Below are 22,866 nucleotides of genomic sequence, written 5' to 3' on the forward strand. Positions count from 1 at the left end.
TTCTGCAGTATTAAAAGTAGAATTAGCGGCCTTCTTATAGGTTACGCCTTTTTCTAAAATAGTTGGTAATCCTATTATTTGTTTAAAGGATTCCACATAAGAAAAAGTTGCTACAGAAGAAACTTTCGTATCATTAAATTTTGCCTTTATGTTTAAAAACCTAATTTTTTTCTTTAAATTTTTTTGATTTTGTTGTAAACTATTCATAGAAATCACCCTTTTGTGTTTTGTTTTTTGTAATTATATTTTAACACTAAAAAGGGATGATTTCTTTTTAATTTTTTTGAACAAAAAATCCTTTAATTTCAATGCCTTTCGGCATTACTTGCCGAATCCAAGTTGAATATAAAAATAATAAGAGGCTTAGTATTATGACTCATTTAGCTTGTGCCTTAGAAAGAGTTATCTTAAAAAACGAACTGTCCTATAACGCAAAAAGAAATCCTTTAGACAAATTATATTTTGATACACTAAAAGATGCTAATTTGATATTTAAAAAAGCTTTATCTTTAGAATTATCAGAAGACGAGCTATATTACATGGTTGATATTATTAAAGAGTATCAACTTACTGATACTTTTAATGCTTATGTAACAGAAATTCCCAAAAATTAGTATCAATTTTTATTTTATCTGTATCAAATAAAAATTTTATATTTATATAAAGTGCCAATTATGCTAGTTCAGATGAAAATTTTAACTCTGATACACATAATTGGCATCTTTTTTGCTATATATAATAGTGAAGAAATTTAAGGAAGGAGATGATATTAATTGATAGCAGTAATCATAGCAACTCATGGATCATTTTCAAAAGAGCTATTAAAATCCTCTGAAATGATTTTTGGAAAACAAAAAAATGTTGCTACTGTATCCTTTGTAGCAGGTGAAGGCACTGATGATTTAATTGAAAAATACAAATTATATAAGGTTGGGTAAGTTACTCCTTCTCCCAAGCTATCCAAAGCCAAATCTATAATATCCTCTGGAGTTTCTTTAGAAAATCTTAAAGTAAATTGAGGCTCAACATACTTGCATTCTCTAGTAACCCTTATAGCTAATCTTGTAAATAAATCAGCAGTTTCAGGATTCCTTCTTCCCTTTCCTCCTACGATTATTCTCCCATTTACAGTAGTTCTTCTATTTTCAATTAAAGTCCATAGAGACCTCATATAACTTATTGCTTCTTCTTCAGTTATTACATTATTATCCAAATCATTTTTTAAAAATGGTCCTAAATAATCATCTAGCCTGCCGTAATTTATTACTCCTGCTAGAAGTGCATAAAGCCAAAATAATTGCATTGCTTGATGAAAGGATTTCGGTTTGTCTTTTTTTATTATTTCCAAGCTTTCATATATAAGCTTCAATTCTTTTTTTCTTTTAGTGTCAGCAGTTTTTATCTTTCTTTTTACCATGTCCTTTAAATATTCAACACAGTCAACAAATAAGTCTAAAGCCTTTAAGGAAGCAATATAAAAATTGTTATTCTTATCCTCTTTTAAATGCTCCTCTATTAAAGCTCTCAAGCCTCCAATTCCTAAATCTAACAGCTTATGATAATCTAACATCATTCCACTTAATCTAGCTGTTGCAATTAAGGGATATTCACAATCTATAAAAGCGCCTATTATATTTTCCTGTAGTACATCATTACAATATAAGGCTTTAGTATCATTTTTAAGCCAATATTCATAAAGCTTATCTATTCTCTTTTTTATATTTTCATCTTCAAACTTATTTTTAAAGTCTAATAATTTACTAAAGACACAGTAATGTCCAACACCACCAATAGAAGTAACTGAACCAAAGCCAATAGGAAGAAAATCTAATCTCCCTATAATTTTGTCACAATCTTCTATTTCTCTAAAAAGTGTAGGATATAATACCTTTAAACATTCAATTTCCCTTAATTCCTTTGCTAAACCGGCAGTGGCTTTATGAACTTTTGTATAAGTCTCCATTATTTCTAATTGTACTATTAAAGGCTTTTCGCAAGGAAGCTTTTTGCTTACTTCAGCATTTTGAGGTGCATTTACATTTAATTTAGTCATTAATGCTTCCTCCTTTCAGCTTCTCTCCAATTTTCCTTATAACCACTCATAAGATCAACAAAACGTTTGGCCGTTAAATGAGGTCTTGTAATTGCACTTCCAACAACAACTGCATGAGCACCTAAATACAAGGCTTTTATGGCATCTTCAGGACTATAAATATGTCCTTCCATTATTACATAAGCCCTATCTTTAAAATCCCTGCACATTCTAGCAAATTCCCTAAAGTCAGGCCCCTCTATATTTTTTGTTTCTTCTGTATATCCATATAAAGTAGGTGCTACTATATCGGCTCCTAATTCTATTGCCCTTTCTGCCTCATCATAAGTAGATATATCAGCAAAAATAATAGCTTCAGGGATTTCTGCCTTTAATTTTGGAAGTAATTCATATGCCCTAGTTTTTTCATGAGTAATTTGGCTTGTACAATCAAGAGCTATAATTTCTGCACCTGCTTCCCAAACTTCTTTAGCTGCTTCTAAAGTAGGAGTAATAAATACATCTGTATCCTCATGCCATATTTTATATAAGCCTATCACCGGTAAATCAACCTTTTCTTTAATTGCTCTTATTTGTTCTGGTGAGTTTGCCCTTATTCCAACCGCCCCTGCCCATTTTGCAGCTTCTGCCATTTTTACAACAATATCCTCAGTATATATTGGATCATCCTTTTGTACCTGGCAAGATACTATTAAACCGTTTTTTAATGCTTCTAATAATTCTTTCTTTTTATCTCTCATATTCCAATCCCCTTTGTAATTTTTTCCATTTTATATTTATATTATAATCTAATAATATTTCATTTTCAATCATATTCTTTCATTTATTTGCAATCATATTCAACTATAAACATAAAAAAAAGGATCCTTTAACAATAGCGCTAAAGAATCCTTCAATTACTTTTCTTTATTTTAAATAAATATAAAATTTTCTGGTATTTCTAATTCAGTTGAAGAAGAATTACAAATAATTTTATCAAATTCATCTAAGCTTTTAAATTTAAAAAAACCTCTTTTATCTAACTTACTTGAATCTATTAGTAAATAACTATGCTTTGAATTTTCCATGGCAATAGTTTTCATTATAGGACTCTCAACTTCAGTAGTATAGCTAATTCCAGCCTCTAAATCTACTCCTGAACAGCCAATAAAAGCATGATCAAAATGAAAATTTTTCAGCATATTTTGAGCAATTGGCCCTACACTCATGCCATAATAAGGTAGATATAAGCCTCCAATAAGAAAAATTTCAGCATTTACATTATTTATTATCTTACTCATTGCCAAATTACTATGAGTAACTATCTTTATTCTCTTTTCTGATAAATACCTAATTAAAGGTACTAAGGTTGTTCCACCATCTATAAAAACACAATCGCCATCTTTAACAAATTGAGAGGCATAAATTGAAATCTTATTTTTTTCTTCGTAATTTAATGAAATTTTTTCATTCATTGTTAATTCTGCATTATCTAACAATGGATAATTTTCATCGGTTATTGTAGCTCCTCCAAGAACTCTTTTTAACTTTCCTTCTTTTTCTAACTTCTCAAAATCCCTTCTAACCGTTGCCTCAGATATATTTAATTGAGCGGCTATTTCCTTTAAATTAACAACTCCCTTTTTATTTAACTCATTAATTATAAATATTTTCCTTTCAGATGCTATCATATAATTCCCTCCCAATAAGGAAATTATAATTCATTCCTTTAACAACTTCAATCAAATAATTTCATTTATTTTCAATTATATATAATCTATTCCATGTATCCACCCTTCATTGGTGAAACAGCTCTATCTGAATATAGTTTTAATATTCCAGATTCATATTTATTTTTTCTAGCCTTCCAACTCTCTTTACGTTTATTTAAAATTTTCTCAATTTCTTCTAAAGGCATTCTTTCTCCATTTACTCCTACCATTTGAAGAATTCTATTTTCAATATCTATTTCTATTAAGTCGTTTTCTTCTACTAAAGCAATTGGCCCTCCCTCTGCAGCTTCTGGGGAAACATGTCCTATTGCTGGCCCCCTAGAGGCGCCAGAAAATCTTCCATCAGTAATTAATGCAATACTAGCAGCTAGTTCTTCATCTGAAGAAATTGCTTCCGTAGTATAAAACATCTCTGGCATCCCACTTCCCTTTGGGCCCTCATATCTAATAAATACAGCATCACCAGGTTTAATTTTTTTAGTTAATACTGCTTCTATTGCTTCTTCTTCACTATCAAAAGGCCTTGCCTTAAGTATAGCCTTATGCATCTCCTTTGGAACTGCTGAATGTTTAACAACTGCACCATCTGGAGCAATGTTTCCTCTTAATATTGCAATAGCTCCATTCTTTCCTATTGGATTAGTATATGGTCTAATAATATCTTCTTTCTTTAGGCCAGTTTCTTTTAAATATTCATAACATTTTTCATAATATCCATTTTTCTTTAGATCTTCTAAGTTTTCTCCTAAAGTTTTTCCTGTTACTGTCATTACATCTAAATGTAATAGTTCTTTAAGCTCTTCCATTATTGCTGGTACCCCTCCTGCATAATAGAAATATTCTGCAGGCCATTTACCTGTTGGGCGGATATTTAATAAATATGGCGCATATCGGTGAATTTTATCAAAGGCTTCAGCATCCAATTCTATTCCAAATTCATGGGCTATAGCTGGAATGTGTAAAAGTGAATTGCTAGAACCAGAAATTGCAGCATGTATAATTATTGCATTCTCAAAAGATTTTGCTGTAACAATGTCCCTTGCTCTTAAATTTTTTTTAGCTAATTCTACTACTTGTTTACCTGCTTCAATTGCAACTTTTTCTAAATCTTCACAGTTTGCAGGCATTACTGAACTTCCTGGCAGCATTAATCCTAATGCTTCAGCCATAATCTGCATAGTTGCCGCTGTCCCCATAAAGGAACATGAACCAGCCGATGGGCAGGCATTATTTTTATAATATGTTAATTCCTCCTCAGTAATTTCTCCTCGTCTTTCCATAGCACTATAAGTTCCTATTTGCTCTAATGTCAAAAGATTTGGACCAGCCTTCATTACTCCGCCAGTAACAACAATTGATGGTATATTAATTCTTCCAATTGCCATTAAATGAGCAGGAACCCCCTTATCACAACTAGTGATAAATACTCCTCCATCAAAAGGGGTTGCATTGGCATGAATTTCGATAAGATTTGCAAGGGCATCTCTTGACGCTAAGGAATAATTTATTCCGTCATGTCCCTGAGCCATTCCATCACATATGTCTGTTGCAAAAAACCTTGATGCCTTTCCTCCTTTTTCCCCTACTCCCTTTACTGCATTATTTACAAATTTTAATAAATGTACGCTGCCTGGGTGGCTGTCACCAAAAGTACTTTCAATTATTATTTGTACTTTTGATAAATCTTCTGATGTATATCCCATTCCTCTACGAAGAGGATCCATTTCTGGAGCTATTTTTCTTATTTCTTGACTTATCATATTATCCTCCCATATTAAATAAGGGGCTGCTTAATTGCCCCTATATTTTTATTACTTAAGCTCTGGCCAATAACCTTTATTGGCTTCAATTAACTCATCTAAAATATCCTTTGCTACTTTAGCACTTGGTACCGTCTTTGATAAAGTTAATGCTTGCCATAATTTTAAGTAACTTCCTTCTATCCATGCTTCAACTACTAATTTTTCAACTGCTACTTGTTGTTCCATTAATCCTTTTTGGAATCTTGGTATCTCACCTTGAACTAATGGCTCAGGACCATTACTTCCTACAATGCAAGGAACTTCAACCATTGCTGTTGGATCAAAATTTACTATAGCACCTTTATTTTCAACTATACATAACATTCTTTCATGAGTGTTATATGCAATTGCTCTTGCTAAATCAACTATAAATGTAGCATGGGAATCTATATGGAATTCTCCTCCCTTTGCTGTTCCTTCTTTAATTATTTTTTTTGCTGCTTCAAATACATTCTTTTCTCTACCATTCATTACTTCATTAGCTCTTGTAAACTCTGGATTAGAATGTTCAACAACATAATCAGGATATAAATAATATTTTAAATAAGTATTTGGTAAATAATTTGGGTCTAAGGCTATTAAATCTTTTGCTTTTTTATGAGTTTCCTGCCAGCTTGGTTCTGTATGTTGAGTATCAACTTCAATTTGATTTAAATAACCGTGTTCTTTAACATATTCTATTAATTTTGGCATTAAATCATTTCCTTCTTTATCCCTTACACTTGTCCACCATCCAAAATGATTTAATCCAAAGTAGTTAACTTCTAAATCAGCAGGAGTTAAACCAACTATTTGAGACATACGACGTAAAGTTCCTACAGGCATATCACAAATATTTAAAACCTTTGAATTTGGTTTTAAAACACGACAAGCTTCAGCAACTATAGCTGCAGGATTTGAATAATTTAACATCCAGCAATTTGGAGAATATTTTTCCATATAATCTATTAATTCTAACATTCCACCTATAGATCTCATTCCATAAGCAATTCCTCCAGGTCCGCAAGTTTCTTGTCCAACAACTCCATACTTTAATGGAATTTTCTCATCCTTTTCACGCATTTCATATTTGCCAACACGAATATGAGCCATACAAAAATCTACATCAGTAAAAGCTTCTTCTGGATCTACTGTATAAGAAAATTCTATTTCTGGTGCATTTTCCTTTAATAAGATTTCTAAAGCTTTACCTATAATTTCTTGACGTTCTTTATCATTATCATATAATTTTAATTTTCTTAGTGGAAATCTATCTAAATTATCTAGTAACATCATTACTATTCCTGGAGTAAATGTACTTCCTCCACCTGCTATTACTACTGAAAATTTTTTATCTTTATTCATAAGCTTAATCATCCTTTCTTAGTTCTCTAAAAGATTTTAAATTTCTTCTTTCTTATGTGCTTATTATAGGAAAGTAATATTCCCCAGTAAACCTTTTTAAGCCTTATAAAAACATGTTACTTAAGCTTGTAACCTGTTTCTTTTCTATAAATTTTCATAATAAAAGGGACCATATTTTAATGCCCCTTTTATTAATAAAAATATCCTTAATTTGCTTCTATTCCAAGATATTCATCTACACTCTTTCTTACTCCATTTACTCTTAAGCCATAAACTACCTGTACATTATCCCCTTTAATAATTACTCCATTAGCTTGAGTTTCTTCTTTTAATAAAGCAGTATCAACCAATGACGAATCTTTTACAATTAATCTTAATCTTGTATAACAATTATCTACTTTTACAATATTATCAGCCCCGCCAAGACCTTTAACTATTACGGATGCTAATTCTTCTGAAAGCTTCTCTGCTTCCTTTTTTTCCTTGTAATCTTTCTTTGTATAAAGTTTTGTTTCTCCCTCTTCTTCTCTTCCTGGAGTCTTAAGATTATACTTAGTTATCACAGCTCTAAAGATAAGATAATAAAGCACAAACTGTCCTAAGCCTATTAAGATAAACATTGGCCAACCTGTTTTTTCTATTCCAAGAGGTACATTATATAATAAGAAATCTATAAAACCATTTGGGCCTATTGCTCTAATTCCTAATATATTTAATACAACCATTCCTGCACCGCTTAAGAATGCATGTAATACAAATAGTATTGGTGCTGCAAACATAAAGGAGAATTCTATAGGTTCAGTAACCCCTGCTAGTATAGAAGTAACAGCTGCTGGAATTAATATAGCTTTAATCTTAGTCTTATTCTTTGGTAATGCAGTATGATACATTGCTAAGCATGCACCAATTAAACCAAACATCTTTGAAAGCCCTCTTGCATCCCAAATTACTGATGCAGAAAGTTTTGCTATTGTTGGATCTGCCATTTCTGCAAAATAAATATTTCTTGAACCTTCTAATACTTGACCGCCAATTTCAGCAACTCCACCTAAAGAACTATATAAGAAAGGAGTATAAACTAAATGATGTAAGCCAGTTGGGATTAATAGTCTTTCTAAAGTTCCATACACGAAAATTCCTAAATTACCTGCATTTTGAATAAATGTTCCTGTGCTGTTAATAAATTTTTGTACAAACGGCCATACAAAACTAAAAACTACAGCTAATAAAACAGTTACTGGAATAAGAATAATAAATACTAATCTAGTTCCTCCATATATTTGAAATGCTCCATTGAATTCCTTTTCACAATATTTATTATGAACATATGAAACAACTATCCCTAAAATAATTCCTAAAAATACTCCCATATCAAGTACTTGAACACCTAATACAGTTGTTTGTCCACTTCCTCTTAATGCATCTGCCGGTACTAATTTTTCAGTTAAAGTTAAAAATATATTCATTGCATTTATAAATACTAAAAATACTAATAATGATGTAAATCCAGCTTCTGCTTTTTTCTTTTTAGCTAATCCTACAGATAATCCTACACAAAAAATAATACCTAGATTTGTTAAAATTGAAACTAATGAGCCTGATAGCATTTTTCCTAGTCCAAAAACTAGATCGTTTTGTAAAAATGGCAAAACTTCTGCTAACTTTGCATTTGTTAAAATATTTCCTAAAGCAATTATTATACCTGCTATTGGTAAGATTAGTACTGGTACAAACATTCCCTTAGAAAAGTTTTGTAATTGGTTCATTATCTTTTCTTTCATTTTTTTCCCTCCATTTATTTAAATAAGAAATCATTTACAAGCCATATTATAAATAGCGAAATCTTATATGTATATAGATTTTGCCTTCAAAAAAACGTGTTACTCAATTAGATAACACGTTACTCATTTTTAATACTCTTTTTTCTTTTATAATACTCATATACTAATAACTCAACTAATACCAATACCTTTGGAAAAAATGTATTTGGCATTAAATTTCTATCATCTAATTTATTAGCATCTTCAATTTTAAAAGATATATCTGCAAGTTTGCTTATACTATTTTCACGTTCATTTGTAAAAGATACTACCTTAATTCCATAATCTTTTGCAGTTATTACCTTATTTAAAACCATTGGAGTTTCCCCTGATTTTGATACTACAATAATACTGCTAATATAATCTAAATTATTTTCAAAAACCCCAATAGAATCTGTCCCATTTGAAAAAATACACCTTTTTCCCATAACTAAAAGTTTTTTATTAATATATTCAGCTATAATTCCAGAAAAACCATTTGCATATATAAAAATAAATTTATTATCATCTTGAAATAATAAGTCTACAAAACTATTAATAGCCTGTGTACTATTTTCCTTTAGTAGACTATCCATATTTAAACTATTAACAAAATCACTTTCATTTAAATTATCACTTATTCCATTCCTCTTTATAGAGGCTAAATTATACTGCATTTCTAAGAAACCTGAATAGCCAAGTTTCTTTGCTAACCTCATAATTGTTGAAGTAGAAGTAAAATTTTCTTTTGCAACTCCTCTTACCCCTAATTTATTTACTTCATTAATGTTATCTATTATATAATTTAAAACATTAATTTCTGTTTCAGTAAGATTCTTATTTTCGATAAGTTTTGATAAATCCATTATATTTCCCCCTAATCTCCCAAATTCATAGCCCCAATAAAGGCTAATAGAAAAAAATTAATTAATTTCTAAGAGCTTATATAATATTTCTTAAAAGCTGCCAAAAGCTTAATTTTAACTTGGGAACTTTTTATATTTAATTATCTCCTTTAATAGCCATAAAGTCAAAAATTTTATTCATATTATAATGTCCATAATACCAAAAATCTGCTTCTAAAGCTGCATCTTTTGGGCTAATTATTTCATCAATGATTATTTCTTCTTTGCCTTCTTTATTTCCCTTCATGAGTGAAAACTTATTATTTCTGTCTTTTCTTATAAAAATAAATTCCTTATCACTTAGGTATTTAGGCCAAAAGTCAAATCCATCTTTAGAATTTGTAAGCTTTATTATTTCTTTATTTTCTAAATTAACCTCATATATATTTTGATTATTAGATGCTTCCCACTCTTGCATCTCTTCCATGGATGGTGAGGAAGAATAAATTATTTTATTTCCATCCTTTGAAAAACTAGGTGTCATTGCTGATTCATTATCTTTAGTAATTTTTATAAAATTATCCTTTTCAATATTTAAAATTCCTAAAACTTTATTTATATTCATAAATCTAGATGAACTATTTATTAAAGCAATAATATTATTATCCTTAGGTGATAAAGCGAGCATATCTTTATAGGTAAGTACAATAATTTCCTCATTTTTTATCTCTTTAAATTCTTTAGTTACAGAATCATAAATTCCTATAGGAACTCCATCTGCCGTAATTGAGGCTGAATTAGGTCTTAGCCATATTATTAACTTTGTACCATCTTTTGAAATTGCTGCAATAGCGGGATTTAATCCTAATCCATCATTCTCTAAACTTGCAGGCTTATAAGGCACAATCATATTTTCCTTTTTTGTATTTAAATCTAATTCCACAATCCCTAATGGCATTGGATAACTGTTTTCATCAGTCATTCCTTCATTTTTTAGTCCATAAATAGTATTATCTTTTCCTAAAGCTAATTGTAAATAATATTCCTTTTCTGCTTTAATATCATTAACTGATTTATTATTAACATCAAAAAGATATAAGCCTCCTGTATATTTAGAAAAAAGTAAATTTCCTTCATTGTTCCATATGTAAGAAGATACTTTGTCACTAACTCTAAAACTTTCTTGCTTATTATTAAAATTAATTTTAGCTATAAACAATTCGTTTTTTTCATTTTTAAAAGCCACATAACCTTCCTTTGAAATTATAGGATATTTATAGTTTTCGCCTTCCTTAAGCAAAGCCTTTTCTTTTGTATCGTTTATATTAACTGCCCAAATTTCATCTTTTTTAACTACTACTGCAGCATTAATATCCTTATTCATTATTGGTAAAGCTAAAATAAGTTCACCTATAAAAAATAAGAATATTATTAGAAAAAAAGTTCTTTTAATATAATTTTTCATTTGCTAAAACTCCTTATTATTAAAATAGCTCTTCCTCATTTTCAATATTTGTGATTTCCGCATCACAATTTTCCTCTATAAAACTAATAATATTTTCCATTATTGAAGATATTTGAGCAGATGATCCACAAACTGCTGCAATCCCAATAACCAAGATTTGATGAATATCCTGCTCAGCAACTTCACTTACTGAAATATTAAATTTATTTTTTAATTTTTGCATTATACTTTTAATAACCATTCTCTTTTCCTTTAAGGAGTGAACCCAGGATGCTCTTAGGGTAACGCGCATTATTAATATTCTCATAATTTTCTCCTATTCTTTTTTCAAATTTCCATTATTTTATTATTCCAAAAAATTTTTTAAATATTTATTTTATGCTTAAATATTCCTTTATTCTTATCTTTATTATATAGCTTATTACTAAATAATAATTCAATAGTTATTATATAAAAATTCTAAAATTTTATGGTTAATTATGAATAATAACTATTGAATAAGCTCATTTTATATGGACAAACTATTTATGAAATAAATTTTAAGGAGGTAAAAAACTATGGCCTATGCAATAGATAAGGATTTGCATGATAAAGCAAAGAAAATGCTAATTGCTGGAGAATCCTATGATAAAATTATGGATGAAACTCATTTAAGATTAAAAGATTTAAAAAGAATTGAAAGAAACGAAATAATACCAAACTTTAAATAATAAAAAGTTTAAATTAAACAAAAGGAAGATTTTCCATTGAAAGAAAATCTTCCTTTTTAATATATTATTTAATGGTAGAATTATATTAAATTTAAAATTTTCAATATTCTAAAAACAATCCTTAATCTATACATTTTAAACTGTAAATTTGACTAAACAAGGCTTAGTCAATAAGTCCTTCCCTCACTAAAAATTCATTAGCAACAAGCTTTGGATCTTTTCCATTTACATCAACTTCAAAGTTTAAAGCCCTCATTTTTTCATCTGTAATCCTTCCAGCTAATAAATTTAATACCTCTTTTAACTCAGGATATTTTTCTAAAGTATCAATCCTTATAAGAGGCGCAGCATAATAAGGCGGGAAGAATTGCTTGTCATCTTCTAATATAGTCAAGTCAAATTTATCAATTAAACCATCTGTTGTAAAAGCATCTATTAAGTCAGACTCCTTATTAATAAGAGCTGTATATCTTAAAGCTCCATCTACAGGACTGATCTTCTTAAAGTTTAAATCATAAACTTTTTGCAAGCCAAGAAGACCATCTTCCCTGTTTGCAAATTCAATGGTAGGTGACATTAATAAATCCTGTGAAATTCCATTTAAATCTGAAACTTTCTTAAGCTTGTATTTTTCTGAAATTTCCTTAGTTGTAGCTATAGCATAAGTATTATTAAAACCTAATGGTTCTAAAAATTGTAATCCTAATTCCTTCTTAAATCTTTCTTCAACAAAATTATAAACCTTATCTGGATTTGTCTCACCATCATTAATGTTTAATAAATTAACATAAGCCGTTCCAGTATATTCAACATATAAATCTATTCCTCCAGCCTTTAAAGCTTCAAAGGCTATTTGAGTTCCACCAAGATTTAATTTTGTCTCTACATTAATATCAGTTTTATCTTCAATTAAAATATCTAATACATTACCTAAAATAAGCTGTTCTGTAAAATTTTTAGATCCTATTACAATTCTTTTGCCTCCTTTATTAAAAGGAAGATTAGCCGTTAATAAAGCAATAACTAAAACTGCTGCTCCTATTCCTGATATAATTAATTTCTTCTTGCTATTTTTTGAATTGCTCTTAACCTTCATTGTTCCATCAGCTCTTTTTATACCCTTTGGCGCAACTGCAAGTTCTATCTTTCCAGTAATCCAGTCCATAAGCAAGGCTAATATAGCTGCTGGAATAGCCCCAAATAATATTAAATTATTATCAACAGTTTGAATCCCTGAAAACACAAGATATCCCAAGCCACCTGCTCCAACAAAAGCAGCAATGGTCATAAGACCTACAGCTGTTACTGCTGAAATTCTTATTCCTGCCATAATTACCGGCATAGATAGAGGAATCTTTACTTTTTTTAGAGCTTGTCCCTTTGTCATTCCTATACCCGTTGCCGCCTCTATAATATCTGGATTAATATTAGTAATTCCTGTATAGGTATTTTTTATAATTGGAAGCATTGAATATAGTACAACCATTATTATAGCTGGAGTTGATCCAATACCTGTTAATGGTATTAAAAAACCTAGTAAAGCCAAACTAGGTATAGCTTGCACTAAGTTTGCAAATCCAATTACTGCTTTAGCAAGCTTTTTGTGATTTGTAATAAATATTCCTAGGGGAACCCCAATAATAACTGCTATTAATACTGCCACTATTGTTAAATTTACATGCTTCAGCAACAATGAAAATATTTCTTCTTTTCTTGCTGCAAGATTTATTAAAAACTCCCTCACTAGTTATCCCCTCCTTGTTCTATATATTGACTGCTAAGTACTGAGATTAAACTGCTTCTTGTTATTAATCCTAAAAGTTTCCTATTTTTATCGCAAACTGGTAAATAACCTCTTTTTAGCTTATTAAAAATTTCTAATAAATCAGGTAAGCTTATATTTTCAGTAACAAATTCAGGATTTTTTCTCATTACATCCTTAATCAATAGAGATTTATCCTTTAAATTTTGTATATCTTCTAAAGTAATATATCCTTCCAGCTTCTTTTCTTTATCTACAATTAATAAACTATCAACCTGCTTATCCCTCATAATTTCTCTAGCTTGAAGTAAATTTCTACTTCCAGATACCGAGATTGGCTTTGATATCATAACATCTTCCGCCCTAATAAATTCTGGTTTACTCCAAATCTTATTTTTACCTATAAATTCTTCAACATAATCTCCTGCAGGATTTTTTAGAATATTTTCTGGAGTATCATATTGAATTATCTTTCCTTTTTGCAAAATACATATTTTATCTGCAATATTTATGGCTTCATCCATATCATGAGTTACAAATACTATGGTTTTATTAAATTCCTTTTGAATATTAAATAACTCTTCTTGAAGCTCTGCCCTAGTTATAGGGTCTAAAGCACTAAAAGGCTCGTCCATTAAAATTATTTCTGCTCCAGCAGCAAATGCTCTAGCAACTCCTACTCTTTGCTGCTGTCCTCCACTTAACTCTGCTGGATATCTGTCACTATATATTTCTGGATCTAATCCAACCATATTTAATAATTCAATTGTTTTTCTCTCTATTTCATCAATGGACATACCAATAAGCCTTGGAATTACTTCTATGTTTTCTTTTACTGTCATATGTGGAAACAATCCAGTTTGCTGAATAACATAACCTATGCTTCTTCTTAATTCAATTGGATCCATTTTATAAATATCTTTACCATTAATTAAAATTTGACCATCTGAAATTGGAATTAATCTATTAATCATCTTAAGCAAGGTAGTCTTTCCTGATCCACTTGCTCCAATTAGTACTACTAATTTTCCCTTCTCAATTGTAAGGTTAAAGTTGTCTATTACTGTATTTTTCTTATATTTCTTTTTAACATTTCTAAATTCTATCATAATACCACCCCTTTGAAACAACTTAATATTATCACTAAGTTGTTACTTTTGTCAAGTTGTTTGTTTTTTTCTGTAAATTCACTTATATTATTTGATTGACATTTCACAAAGCATTTGTTTATATTATTATTTAGAAGTAATTTATTAACCCTCGGAGGAAAAATGATGACTACAGCAATTCCTACATATAAAAAAATTGCCTTAGATATTGCAAATAAAATTAAAAATGGAGCTATTCAAGAAGGTACAATTTTACATGGCCGCTCTATTTTAGCCAGTAAATATAATGTATCTCCTGAAACTATAAGAAGGGCCATTATGCTTTTAGAAGATATAGAAGCAGTTAAAGCTATTAAAGGTAAGGGGGTATTGGTTGTTTCTAAAGAACAGGCAGTCTCCTTTTTAAAAAGAAATCAATCAATTTCAAGTATGAAAGATTATAAAACAAAAATTCAAAATCTTTTAGAAAAAAGAAAAGAAATAGAAGATGAATTATTAAAATCTATTAATGGAATTATAGATTACTCAAGTAGATTTGACGAAGTAAATGCAATTGTACCAATAGAATTTACAATTCCAGAAGATTGTATTTATATAGGAAAAACCTCAGCAGAAATTAAGTTATGGCAAAATACTGGAGCAACTTTAATTGCAATTAAAAGAGATGATAAATTAATTATATCTCCAGGTCCTTACATAACAATAGAAGGTGGGGATGTATTTATTGTAGTTGGAAATGATGAAATAAAAACTTCTGTTCCAGACTTTTTATTTGCAAAAAAATAAAACAGTTGCTAAAGGACATATGTCCTTTAGCAACTGTTAATTAAATTATTCTATTTTATGACCTGTCTTTTCTATAGATTTTTTTATATCTTCTTGGTTTGCAGGTTCATTATAAATCACTTCTACAGAACCTCTTGCCTTATCAACACAAACTTTATTTACTCCCTCTACTTTTTCAAGAGAGTTTTTAATTTGTGTTTTTATATTTTCATTTGCAATTCCATTAACCTGACAATGAAATCTTTCCATACTATATCTCCTTTCATTTTGAATTCAAATATAGTATGTCCAAATATAATTAATCTATTTCTATGAACTTTCTTAAACTAGATAGAATATTTTCCTCATTATCTTCACAATCTATTCCACCTATAGATATACTTGGTTTAGTTTTTCCATGAAAATCACTTCCACAGGTTAAAAATAAATTATGTTTTTTAGCAAAATTTTTATAAAACTCTACTTGTTCCTTGCTATGATAGCTGCTATACACTTCCATGCCCTTTATTCCTTGGGAAATAATTTCTTCTAATAATGTTTCATCTTCTTTTACATTATTTCCTGGATGAGCTAAAACTGGAACACCTCCGCTTTTCTCAATAACTTCGATTGCTTCTTTTAAACTAATGTATTTAACTTCTGCATAAGCAGCTTTACCTTTTGCACAAAAATCCCAATAAAAATTAACATAAGGATTATCGCTTCTAGAACCATTTTTGTAATAAGGCTGTAATAAAGGATTTTTCTTATCCTTATCATATAACATTGCGGCCTCAGCAATCATTTCTCCATTTACTACACCATTTCTTGATAATTTTTCTATTATTTCATCTGAAAAATCTATGCCTAACTCACGAACTAATTTCATACGTTTTTTAGAAGCTTCTTGTTCCTGCATTATTATATCTTCTTCTATTTTATCAAAAGCTGATGTTTTATAATCTATGCCATAGCCTAAAACATGTAAATTTACTTCACCAATAGTACAATCTAATTCAATTGCCGGTATTATTTTAATTTCTTTATCAAGACAATAATCCATAGCTTCCTCAATAGCTTTAATAGAATTATGATCAGCAATAGCAAAGTATTTTTGCTTTTTTTCTAAACATAAATCAACTAATTCTTTTGGGCTAAATTCTCCATCATCACTAATATATGAATGCATGTGTAAATCAATATAACTCATCTTAATTCTCCTTTATAAAAATTATTATTCTTTATAACTTTCTAATTCCTTTAATGTAATATGCTTAATGCCAGTTTCAAAATCCTTATTAATTTCCTTAGAAATAATTATTTCAGGTATCATTACTCTTTCTATTTCTGAATTGCAATTATTTGTAACTTCCTCAATTATAGTTTCATCTATCTTATCGTTATAAACTACAATAAGATCTGGATTATACATACAATTAAAAGACAATATAGTTTTCGCAATTATTTCTCTTATTTTATTGAGATTATAGTCAAAACTTTCCCAATAAATTTTGTTATGAGGAAGGTATTTTATTTCTCCTGCAAGCCCATTTCTACCTTTATGAATTTTCCCATTAATATATATGCCGGCACCAGGTGGATAATTATTAGGAAAATATATTCCTATGGCAGTTTTTTTTGTAGAAATATTATTAGAAAAACAGTAGCCGGCTATTGCTAAATTAATATCATTTTCTATTAATACTGGAATATTAAATTTTTCTTTTATATAAGATGTAAAAAATGTATTTTCTAATTCTTGATAATCACTAATTAATAACCTTCCACTAACTTCTACCACAGGCATACCAAAACTAATTACTCCAATATTAGGATACTTTGACAGTATCTTTTCAATTATACTGTCAAAACTTTTAAGCTTAATATTTCCCATTATCCTCTTATGCTTTTCTATTATTTCTCCATATAAATTTACAACAGCTATATAAGCATAATTTTCTCCATTACATTCATTCATATAAATAATTAAAGCTAATTTATATTCGCTATTAAATTTATAGGATACTGCTGGTCTTCCTCCTCCAGAAGGCAGCATTTCCCCTTCTATTATTTCTCCATTTTCAATAAGATGATTAACTAAAGAATTAATTGTTACCACACTTAATCCCGTTAGTTCTGATAATTGAGGTTTAGTTGCTACTCTTTTTTCCTTTAGAGCCCTTCTTAATATATCTAAATTACTAGCTTTTACAAGGTTAATATTCCTAGCCATTCAACACCTCCTCAGTTTATAAATAAACTTTATTAAGAAACTTTATAAAGCTTCTTAATTAAAGTATAGAAAGCATTCTATACTTTGTCAATTCTTTATTTTCCTATACATAAAATATGGGATGCCATAGGCACCCCAAAAGATATTTTATATTTACTAAATTTCTATTTTAAGCTTTTCTTCTACGGAAATATTTTTACTTTTTATTAGATAAATTGATGCAAATACACCAATTGTTCCTAATATTATAAAAGCAATATGAACTCCCCTTGTGATAATTGCTTCAGGAACTAATTCTGGTATAATACTCGATGCTAAATTATTTACAATATGCATTAAAACAGCCGGCCATATAGATTTTGTCTTATAAACTGCATATCCAAGTAATATTCCCATTAAGGTAGCATAAGCACTTTGAATTAAATTAAAATGGAAAAGTCCAAATAATATTGCTTGTATAATAATTGTCCAAAGTACTGAAAATTTTTTGATTAATGTTTTATAAATTAACCCTCTAAATATTAATTCTTCTACAAAAGGACCTATTATTCCTACTGATATTATTACAATGAACATATTACCTTGAGTTATTGGGGAAAGAGTTTCTTCCATTGTAGCAAAATGCTCTGCTAATAATCCTGCTTCTTGAATTATACTTAAAACACCCGAATCAAATAACCAAATACTTAAACCTAATATAACTGCAGTAATAATATTTATATTTTTTGTCTTTCTAAATTGTAATTCTTCCTTAAAACTTTTCTTTCTTACCTTATAAATTATTAAAAAGGTAGCAGTTATTATAACGTTAGTTATTGTAAATATAATATTCATTGAACTGCCAATGAAATTTTGAATTTGAATAAAATCCACTTCATTTCCACCAGATATGCTAGTAAATGCATATATAAATCCAACAACAATTCCAGCTACAGCAGAAACTACAAATTGAATTGCTAAGACTAATACCAAATAACCTATTGCTGCTAAAAAACTTTTGAATTTTTCCTTCATTTTTTCACTGCCTTTCATAATCATATTTATTATTCCATTTATTAAATTAGTAACTTTTACTATTATATCTCATATTTCCATAAAACTCCATATAAATAACACTTTTCTATTTAAATTTCTAATTTATAGCTATAAAAAATTCAAAAAAATATCGATGGTATAATACCACCGATATTTAATAATTTATACACTTTCTAATTCTTCTTTTACATAGTTAGGCAAAGCAAAAGCTCCTATGTGAAGATCTGTATTATAGTATCTAGTCTTGATTCCAAAACTATTCCATTCATCTGCTTTTAGATCAGCAACAGGATCATATTTTTTAGAAGCAAATCCAAATAACCAGTGTCCTGAAGCATAAGTTGGCATATGGAATTGATATACCTTTGCAATTGGGAAATTATTTTTAATTTTACTATGTGATCTCTTCATTTCGCGGCGATATTCATCATAGTATGGACTTTCATGTTGATTTATTAAAATTCCATCTTCAGAAAGAACTCTATAACAGTTTTTATAGAATTCATGAGTGAATAATCCCTCTCCTGGTCCAATTGGGTCTGTAGAATCTACTAAGATTAAATCATAACTTCCTTCTTTTGCATCTCTAACAAAAGCAAGACCATCTTCAAAGTATAATTTTAATCTATCATCATTATCTAACTTACAAGCTGTACTTGGCAGATATTTTTGGCATAGCCTAACAACTCTTTCATCTATTTCAACCATATCTACTTTCTCAATTGTATTGTATCTTAATATTTCTCTAGCAGTACCACCATCACCGCCACCAATAATTAATACCTTCTTAATATTAGGGTTTACTGCCATAGGTACAGCAGTAATCATTTCATGATAAATAAATTCATCCTTTTCTGTAAGCATTATTAAGCCATCTAATGTAAAGAATTTGCCAAAGGTTTTTGTATTGAAAAAGTCAATTTTTTGAAATGGTGTTTGCTCACTATAAATATGTTCATCTACTAACATTGAAAACTTTGCACCTTCTGAAAGTTTTTCTGAATACCATAAATCTAACATTCTGTTCCTCCTTACATATCTTTCATTATTTATATAAATATTAAGGTTAAAATCATATATCCTTTAATAAAAAACTATAAAATTTACTGTTATAGTGGGGTATTGGATCCATAAAATATTTCGTCCATTTCCTTCTTAAGCTTTTTAGTTATATGATTTATCTCATTTATAGTTAATTCATTTTTAGTGTATCCAAATAAATAATTATCTAAATCAAACTCTTTTAATTTAAATTTGGTATGGAAAATATTCTCTTGATATATATTAACATCTATCATATCATACTTTTGACTTATGCTTTTAGGAATATAATTCTGTATAGAATTAATCTTATGATCTATAAATATTTTTTTCCCTTTTATGTCTCTTGTAAATCCTCTAACTCTGTAATCAACCGTCATAATATCAGAATCAAAGGAATGCACTAAATAATTAAGGGCCTTAAGAGGCGATATCTCTCCGCAGGTTGATACATCTATATCTGCTCTAAAAGTGCAAATTCCATCATCTGGATGATATTCTGGATAAGTATGAACAGTAATATGACTTTTATCCAAATGAGCCAATATAGTTTCTGGTAGCGGTCCTGGTTCATTGCTAGTATTACTAGCCTTTGTAATTTCACTAGTTTCTTCCATGGGATACTCACACACCAAAATTGTAACACTTGCCCCTTGTGGGTCATAATCCTGCTTTGCAATATTAAGGATATTAGCTCCTATAATATTAGTAACATTCGTAAGAATTTCTGTTAATCTTTCTGCATTATACTGTTCATCTATGTATTGTATATATGCTTCTCTTTCTTGTGGTGTTTTTGTATAACATATATCATACATATTGAAAGATAAGGATTTTGTTAAATTGTTAAAACCATGTAATTTTAATTTCTTATTTCTATTTATAGACAATTTATCTAATCAGCCTCCTAATTATAAATTTTTGTTAAATTAATTCTATACATACAACACTAATATTAATATGTAGATCAAAATATTTCAATAAAAATATTTTGATTATAAACAATTTTTTGAGGAATTATTTTACTAACAAAAGGCTGCAAGATTTATTGCTTGCAGCCTTTTTATTCTAATATTCTATTATTCAGAAATTACTTCTATTTTATCTCCTGCTTTAATTCTTCCACCCTTTATAACTCTTGTAAATATGCCTTCCCTTGGCATAACACAATCTCCAACTAATTTACGAATATTGCATCCTGTATGACATTCTTTACCTATTTGAGTAACTTCTTGAATAGTTTCACCAATCTTAAGCTTTGTTCCAATAGGCAGCTCATAAAGAATAATTCCTTCTGTAGTGAGATTTTCTGCAAATTTTCCATTATAAAATTTATCTCCCTTTAAAGATTTCATCTTATTAATACTTTCAAGTCCTAAGAGACTCACTTGTCTATGCCATTTTCCTGCATGAGCATCTCCTTCTAGACCAAAGTCTTCAACAAAGTTTCCTTCAGGAATTGATCTTTTAGGAACTCCTTTAATATCGCTAATATTTACTGCTACTACCCTTCCCATTTAAAGTATATCTCCATTTCTTAAATATTCTCCTGATTTTCCACCTGTTTTCTTTACTAATCTTATGTTATCAATAATCATTTTTTTATCAATAGATTTGCACATATCATAAATTGTAAGGGCAGCTGTAGAAACAGCTGTTAAAGCTTCCATTTCCACTCCTGTTTTTCCTGTAGTCTTAGCTTCAGCCTCAATATGAATAGCAGATTTTTCTTCATCAAACTTAAAGCTTAAGTCTACTCCATCTATAAAAATATTATGACACATAGGAATAAGTTCACTTGTCTTCTTTGCTCCCATTATTCCAGCAACTTGAGCAACAGCTAAAACATCTCCCTTTTTCATATGTCCTTCTTTAACCTTAATTAAAGTTTCCTTACTCATATATATTGTTCCTCTTGCAATAGCAACTCTTTTAGTTTCATCTTTTCCTCCAACATCTACCATTCTTGCTTTGCCACTTTCATTAAAATGCGTAAACTTCATCTTATCCTCCTATTTGATACATTTCCCTATCTATTGGTTTATAATCTTCCTCATTTATATGGTGTTCTTTTGGTTTAACTCTTATTGCCTTTGCTAAAATTGGAATAATATCTTTATCTTCCCTTAGTGCTGATTTTATATCTATTTCCCTATTTGAATGAAGGCATGGCTTTATTTTCCCATCTGATGTTAATCTAAATCTATTACATTTTGAACAAAAATTATGACTTATAGGATTAATAAGTCCTATCTTTCCCTTTGCTCCCTCAAGCTTATAATACTTAGCTGTAGAAAACTCATCTTTACTTACTATAGGTATTAAATTAGGAATTTTCTGCAATACAGTTTTACTTGATAAGAATTTTTCATGAAATTTTAATCCATTTATTCCTATTGGCATTAACTCAATAAATCTTACCTCAATCTCCTTATCTATGGTTAAGTTTACAAAATCTTCTATTTCATCATCATTAAAGCCTTTTATTAATACTACATTTAACTTGATTGGATTTAACCCTGCTTCTTTAGCTGCTTCTAATCCTTCTAAAACATCAGATATTTTCCCATCTCTAGTTATATTTTTATATCTATCTTCCTTTAAAGTATCAAGACTAATATTTACTCTCTTTAATCCTGCTTCTTTTAGGGCTTTTCCCAGCTGTTTTAATAAAGTTCCATTTGTAGTCATAACTACTTCCTTTATTCCTGCTATACTAGATATTTTGTTGACTAAATCTACAATACCTTTTCTAACTAAAGGTTCTCCTCCAGTAAGTCTAATTTTATTTATACCTAGTTCTGCTGAAGCTCTGACTACTTTTTCAATTTCTTCAAAAGTAAGTATATCAGAATGGCACTTCTTATTTACTCCTTCTTCAGGTATACAATATTTACATCTTAAATTACATAAATCAGTTACAGATATTCTTAAATAAGTTATTTCTCGACCTTCCTTATCCAGCATAACTAATCCCCCATTCTTATATTTACAGGACCAGGCTTTTAAATATATAAAAAACACTTAAAGGTACATATAAATTTAACCTTGATAATTACTATAATAGATATTATAGACAAGCTTCTCTTCCCTTACAATCTTTTTATTAAAAATCATCTCTTTCTAAAAACCCTATCTATTGATATAAAGTTACTTTTATATTAATATTTGAATAAATGTATAAATATTAA

At 29.0% G+C, this 22,866-nt stretch carries 23 protein-coding genes and 2 pseudogenes; 4 read left to right on the plus strand and 21 right to left on the minus strand.

Annotated features, from left to right (window positions below; genetic code table 11):
• Positions 1-207, minus strand: a pseudogene (locus KQI16_RS00045) (hypothetical protein); the annotation flags it as partial.
• A 101-nt stretch (positions 208-308) separates the two neighbouring features.
• Here KQI16_RS00045 and KQI16_RS00050 point away from each other — a divergent pair.
• Together KQI16_RS00050 and KQI16_RS12805 are read left to right on the plus strand one after the other, a co-directional pair.
• A complete protein-coding gene (locus tag KQI16_RS00050) occupies positions 309-614 on the plus strand; it encodes a PRD domain-containing protein (protein WP_216431409.1) in 306 nt (101 codons plus the stop codon).
• Between the two features lie 222 nt (positions 615-836).
• Positions 837-938 carry a hypothetical protein gene (locus tag KQI16_RS12805; RefSeq protein ID WP_286172809.1) on the plus strand — a complete coding sequence of 34 codons (102 nt, stop codon included), beginning with the start codon at positions 837-839 and terminating at the stop codon, positions 936-938.
• 29 nt (positions 939-967) lie between these two features.
• On the opposite strand, the pseudogene KQI16_RS00060 reads toward KQI16_RS12805, so the two are convergent.
• From KQI16_RS00060 to KQI16_RS00100, 9 genes and pseudogenes are all read right to left on the minus strand, one after another.
• Positions 968-2,053: pseudogene (locus KQI16_RS00060) on the minus strand (pyruvate formate lyase family protein); the annotation flags it as partial.
• Complete coding sequence (locus KQI16_RS00065) at positions 2,053-2,793, minus strand: N-acetylmannosamine-6-phosphate 2-epimerase (protein WP_119865396.1); 741 nt, start codon at positions 2,791-2,793, stop codon at positions 2,053-2,055. The pseudogene KQI16_RS00060 and the gene KQI16_RS00065, both read right to left, overlap by 1 nt.
• A 171-nt stretch (positions 2,794-2,964) precedes the next feature.
• Complete coding sequence (locus tag KQI16_RS00070) at positions 2,965-3,723, minus strand: DeoR/GlpR family DNA-binding transcription regulator (protein WP_119865397.1); 759 nt, start codon at positions 3,721-3,723, stop codon at positions 2,965-2,967.
• 86 nt (positions 3,724-3,809) lie between these two features.
• Positions 3,810-5,525: a dihydroxy-acid dehydratase gene (gene ilvD, locus KQI16_RS00075; protein WP_216431411.1), complete on the minus strand. Its 1,716-nt coding sequence runs from the start codon at positions 5,523-5,525 to the stop codon at positions 3,810-3,812.
• 51 nt (positions 5,526-5,576) lie between these two features.
• A complete protein-coding gene (locus KQI16_RS00080; RefSeq protein ID WP_119865399.1) occupies positions 5,577-6,911 on the minus strand; it encodes a 6-phospho-alpha-glucosidase in 1,335 nt (444 codons plus the stop codon).
• A gap of 206 nt (positions 6,912-7,117) precedes the next feature.
• Positions 7,118-8,692, minus strand: coding sequence for a PTS transporter subunit EIIC (locus KQI16_RS00085; protein WP_216431412.1), 1,575 nt, complete (start codon positions 8,690-8,692; stop codon positions 7,118-7,120).
• Positions 8,693-8,811: 119 nt separating this feature from the next.
• A complete protein-coding gene (locus tag KQI16_RS00090; protein WP_216431413.1) occupies positions 8,812-9,576 on the minus strand; it encodes a MurR/RpiR family transcriptional regulator in 765 nt (254 codons plus the stop codon).
• A gap of 136 nt (positions 9,577-9,712) precedes the next feature.
• Positions 9,713-11,020, minus strand: a complete 1,308-nt coding sequence (locus KQI16_RS00095) for a hypothetical protein (protein ID WP_216431414.1) — start codon at positions 11,018-11,020, stop codon at positions 9,713-9,715.
• Between the two features lie 19 nt (positions 11,021-11,039).
• Positions 11,040-11,327 carry a DUF503 domain-containing protein gene (locus KQI16_RS00100; protein WP_216431415.1) on the minus strand — a complete coding sequence of 96 codons (288 nt, stop codon included), beginning with the start codon at positions 11,325-11,327 and terminating at the stop codon, positions 11,040-11,042.
• Between the two features lie 250 nt (positions 11,328-11,577).
• On the opposite strand from KQI16_RS00100, the gene KQI16_RS00105 reads away from it, so the two are divergent.
• Complete coding sequence (locus tag KQI16_RS00105; protein ID WP_164704093.1) at positions 11,578-11,730, plus strand: hypothetical protein; 153 nt, start codon at positions 11,578-11,580, stop codon at positions 11,728-11,730.
• 163 nt (positions 11,731-11,893) lie between these two features.
• Here the strand turns inward: KQI16_RS00105 and KQI16_RS00110 are convergent, their stop codons facing one another.
• Both KQI16_RS00110 and KQI16_RS00115 read right to left on the minus strand, forming a co-directional pair.
• Positions 11,894-13,474 carry an ABC transporter permease/substrate-binding protein gene (locus KQI16_RS00110; protein ID WP_119865404.1) on the minus strand — a complete coding sequence of 527 codons (1,581 nt, stop codon included), beginning with the start codon at positions 13,472-13,474 and terminating at the stop codon, positions 11,894-11,896.
• A complete protein-coding gene (locus KQI16_RS00115; RefSeq protein ID WP_216431416.1) occupies positions 13,474-14,601 on the minus strand; it encodes an ABC transporter ATP-binding protein in 1,128 nt (375 codons plus the stop codon). The genes KQI16_RS00110 and KQI16_RS00115 overlap by 1 nt, the downstream gene beginning before the upstream one ends.
• A 162-nt stretch (positions 14,602-14,763) precedes the next feature.
• Between KQI16_RS00115 and KQI16_RS00120 the strand changes: the two genes are divergently transcribed.
• The gene (locus KQI16_RS00120; protein ID WP_119865406.1) at positions 14,764-15,387 is read left to right on the plus strand and encodes a TrkA C-terminal domain-containing protein; all 624 of its coding nucleotides are present in this window, start codon (positions 14,764-14,766) and stop codon (positions 15,385-15,387) included.
• Positions 15,388-15,432: 45 nt separating this feature from the next.
• Here the strand turns inward: KQI16_RS00120 and KQI16_RS00125 are convergent, their stop codons facing one another.
• The 9 genes from KQI16_RS00125 to moaA all read right to left on the minus strand — a co-directional run bounded on the left by KQI16_RS00125 (position 15,433) and on the right by moaA (position 22,642).
• Positions 15,433-15,636: a heavy-metal-associated domain-containing protein gene (locus KQI16_RS00125; RefSeq protein WP_119865407.1), complete on the minus strand. Its 204-nt coding sequence runs from the start codon at positions 15,634-15,636 to the stop codon at positions 15,433-15,435.
• Between the two features lie 49 nt (positions 15,637-15,685).
• On the minus strand, positions 15,686-16,576 hold the full coding sequence (locus KQI16_RS00130) for a PHP domain-containing protein (protein WP_119865408.1): 891 nt from the start codon (positions 16,574-16,576) through the stop codon (positions 15,686-15,688).
• Positions 16,577-16,600: 24 nt separating this feature from the next.
• Complete coding sequence (locus KQI16_RS00135; protein WP_216431417.1) at positions 16,601-17,599, minus strand: ROK family protein; 999 nt, start codon at positions 17,597-17,599, stop codon at positions 16,601-16,603.
• 156 nt (positions 17,600-17,755) lie between these two features.
• Complete coding sequence (locus KQI16_RS00140; RefSeq protein ID WP_286172808.1) at positions 17,756-18,637, minus strand: CPBP family intramembrane glutamic endopeptidase; 882 nt, start codon at positions 18,635-18,637, stop codon at positions 17,756-17,758.
• 159 nt (positions 18,638-18,796) lie between these two features.
• Positions 18,797-19,654: a polyamine aminopropyltransferase gene (speE, locus tag KQI16_RS00145; protein ID WP_216431418.1), complete on the minus strand. Its 858-nt coding sequence runs from the start codon at positions 19,652-19,654 to the stop codon at positions 18,797-18,799.
• Between the two features lie 89 nt (positions 19,655-19,743).
• On the minus strand, positions 19,744-20,493 hold the full coding sequence (speD, locus tag KQI16_RS00150) for an adenosylmethionine decarboxylase (RefSeq protein WP_418223779.1): 750 nt from the start codon (positions 20,491-20,493) through the stop codon (positions 19,744-19,746).
• Positions 20,494-20,754: 261 nt separating this feature from the next.
• Entirely contained in the window at positions 20,755-21,192 is a 438-nt protein-coding gene (locus KQI16_RS00155; RefSeq protein ID WP_119865412.1) for an MOSC domain-containing protein, read from the minus strand.
• Positions 21,193-21,678 carry a cyclic pyranopterin monophosphate synthase MoaC gene (gene moaC / locus KQI16_RS00160; protein ID WP_119865413.1) on the minus strand — a complete coding sequence of 162 codons (486 nt, stop codon included), beginning with the start codon at positions 21,676-21,678 and terminating at the stop codon, positions 21,193-21,195. It abuts the gene before it with no gap.
• Between the two features lies 1 nt (position 21,679).
• On the minus strand, positions 21,680-22,642 hold the full coding sequence (moaA, locus tag KQI16_RS00165) for a GTP 3',8-cyclase MoaA (protein WP_119865414.1): 963 nt from the start codon (positions 22,640-22,642) through the stop codon (positions 21,680-21,682).
• Positions 22,643-22,866: the final 224 nt, after the last annotated feature.

The organism is Caproiciproducens sp. MSJ-32 (assembly GCF_018918055.1).
Lineage (GTDB): Bacteria > Bacillota > Clostridia > Clostridiales > Clostridiaceae > Clostridium.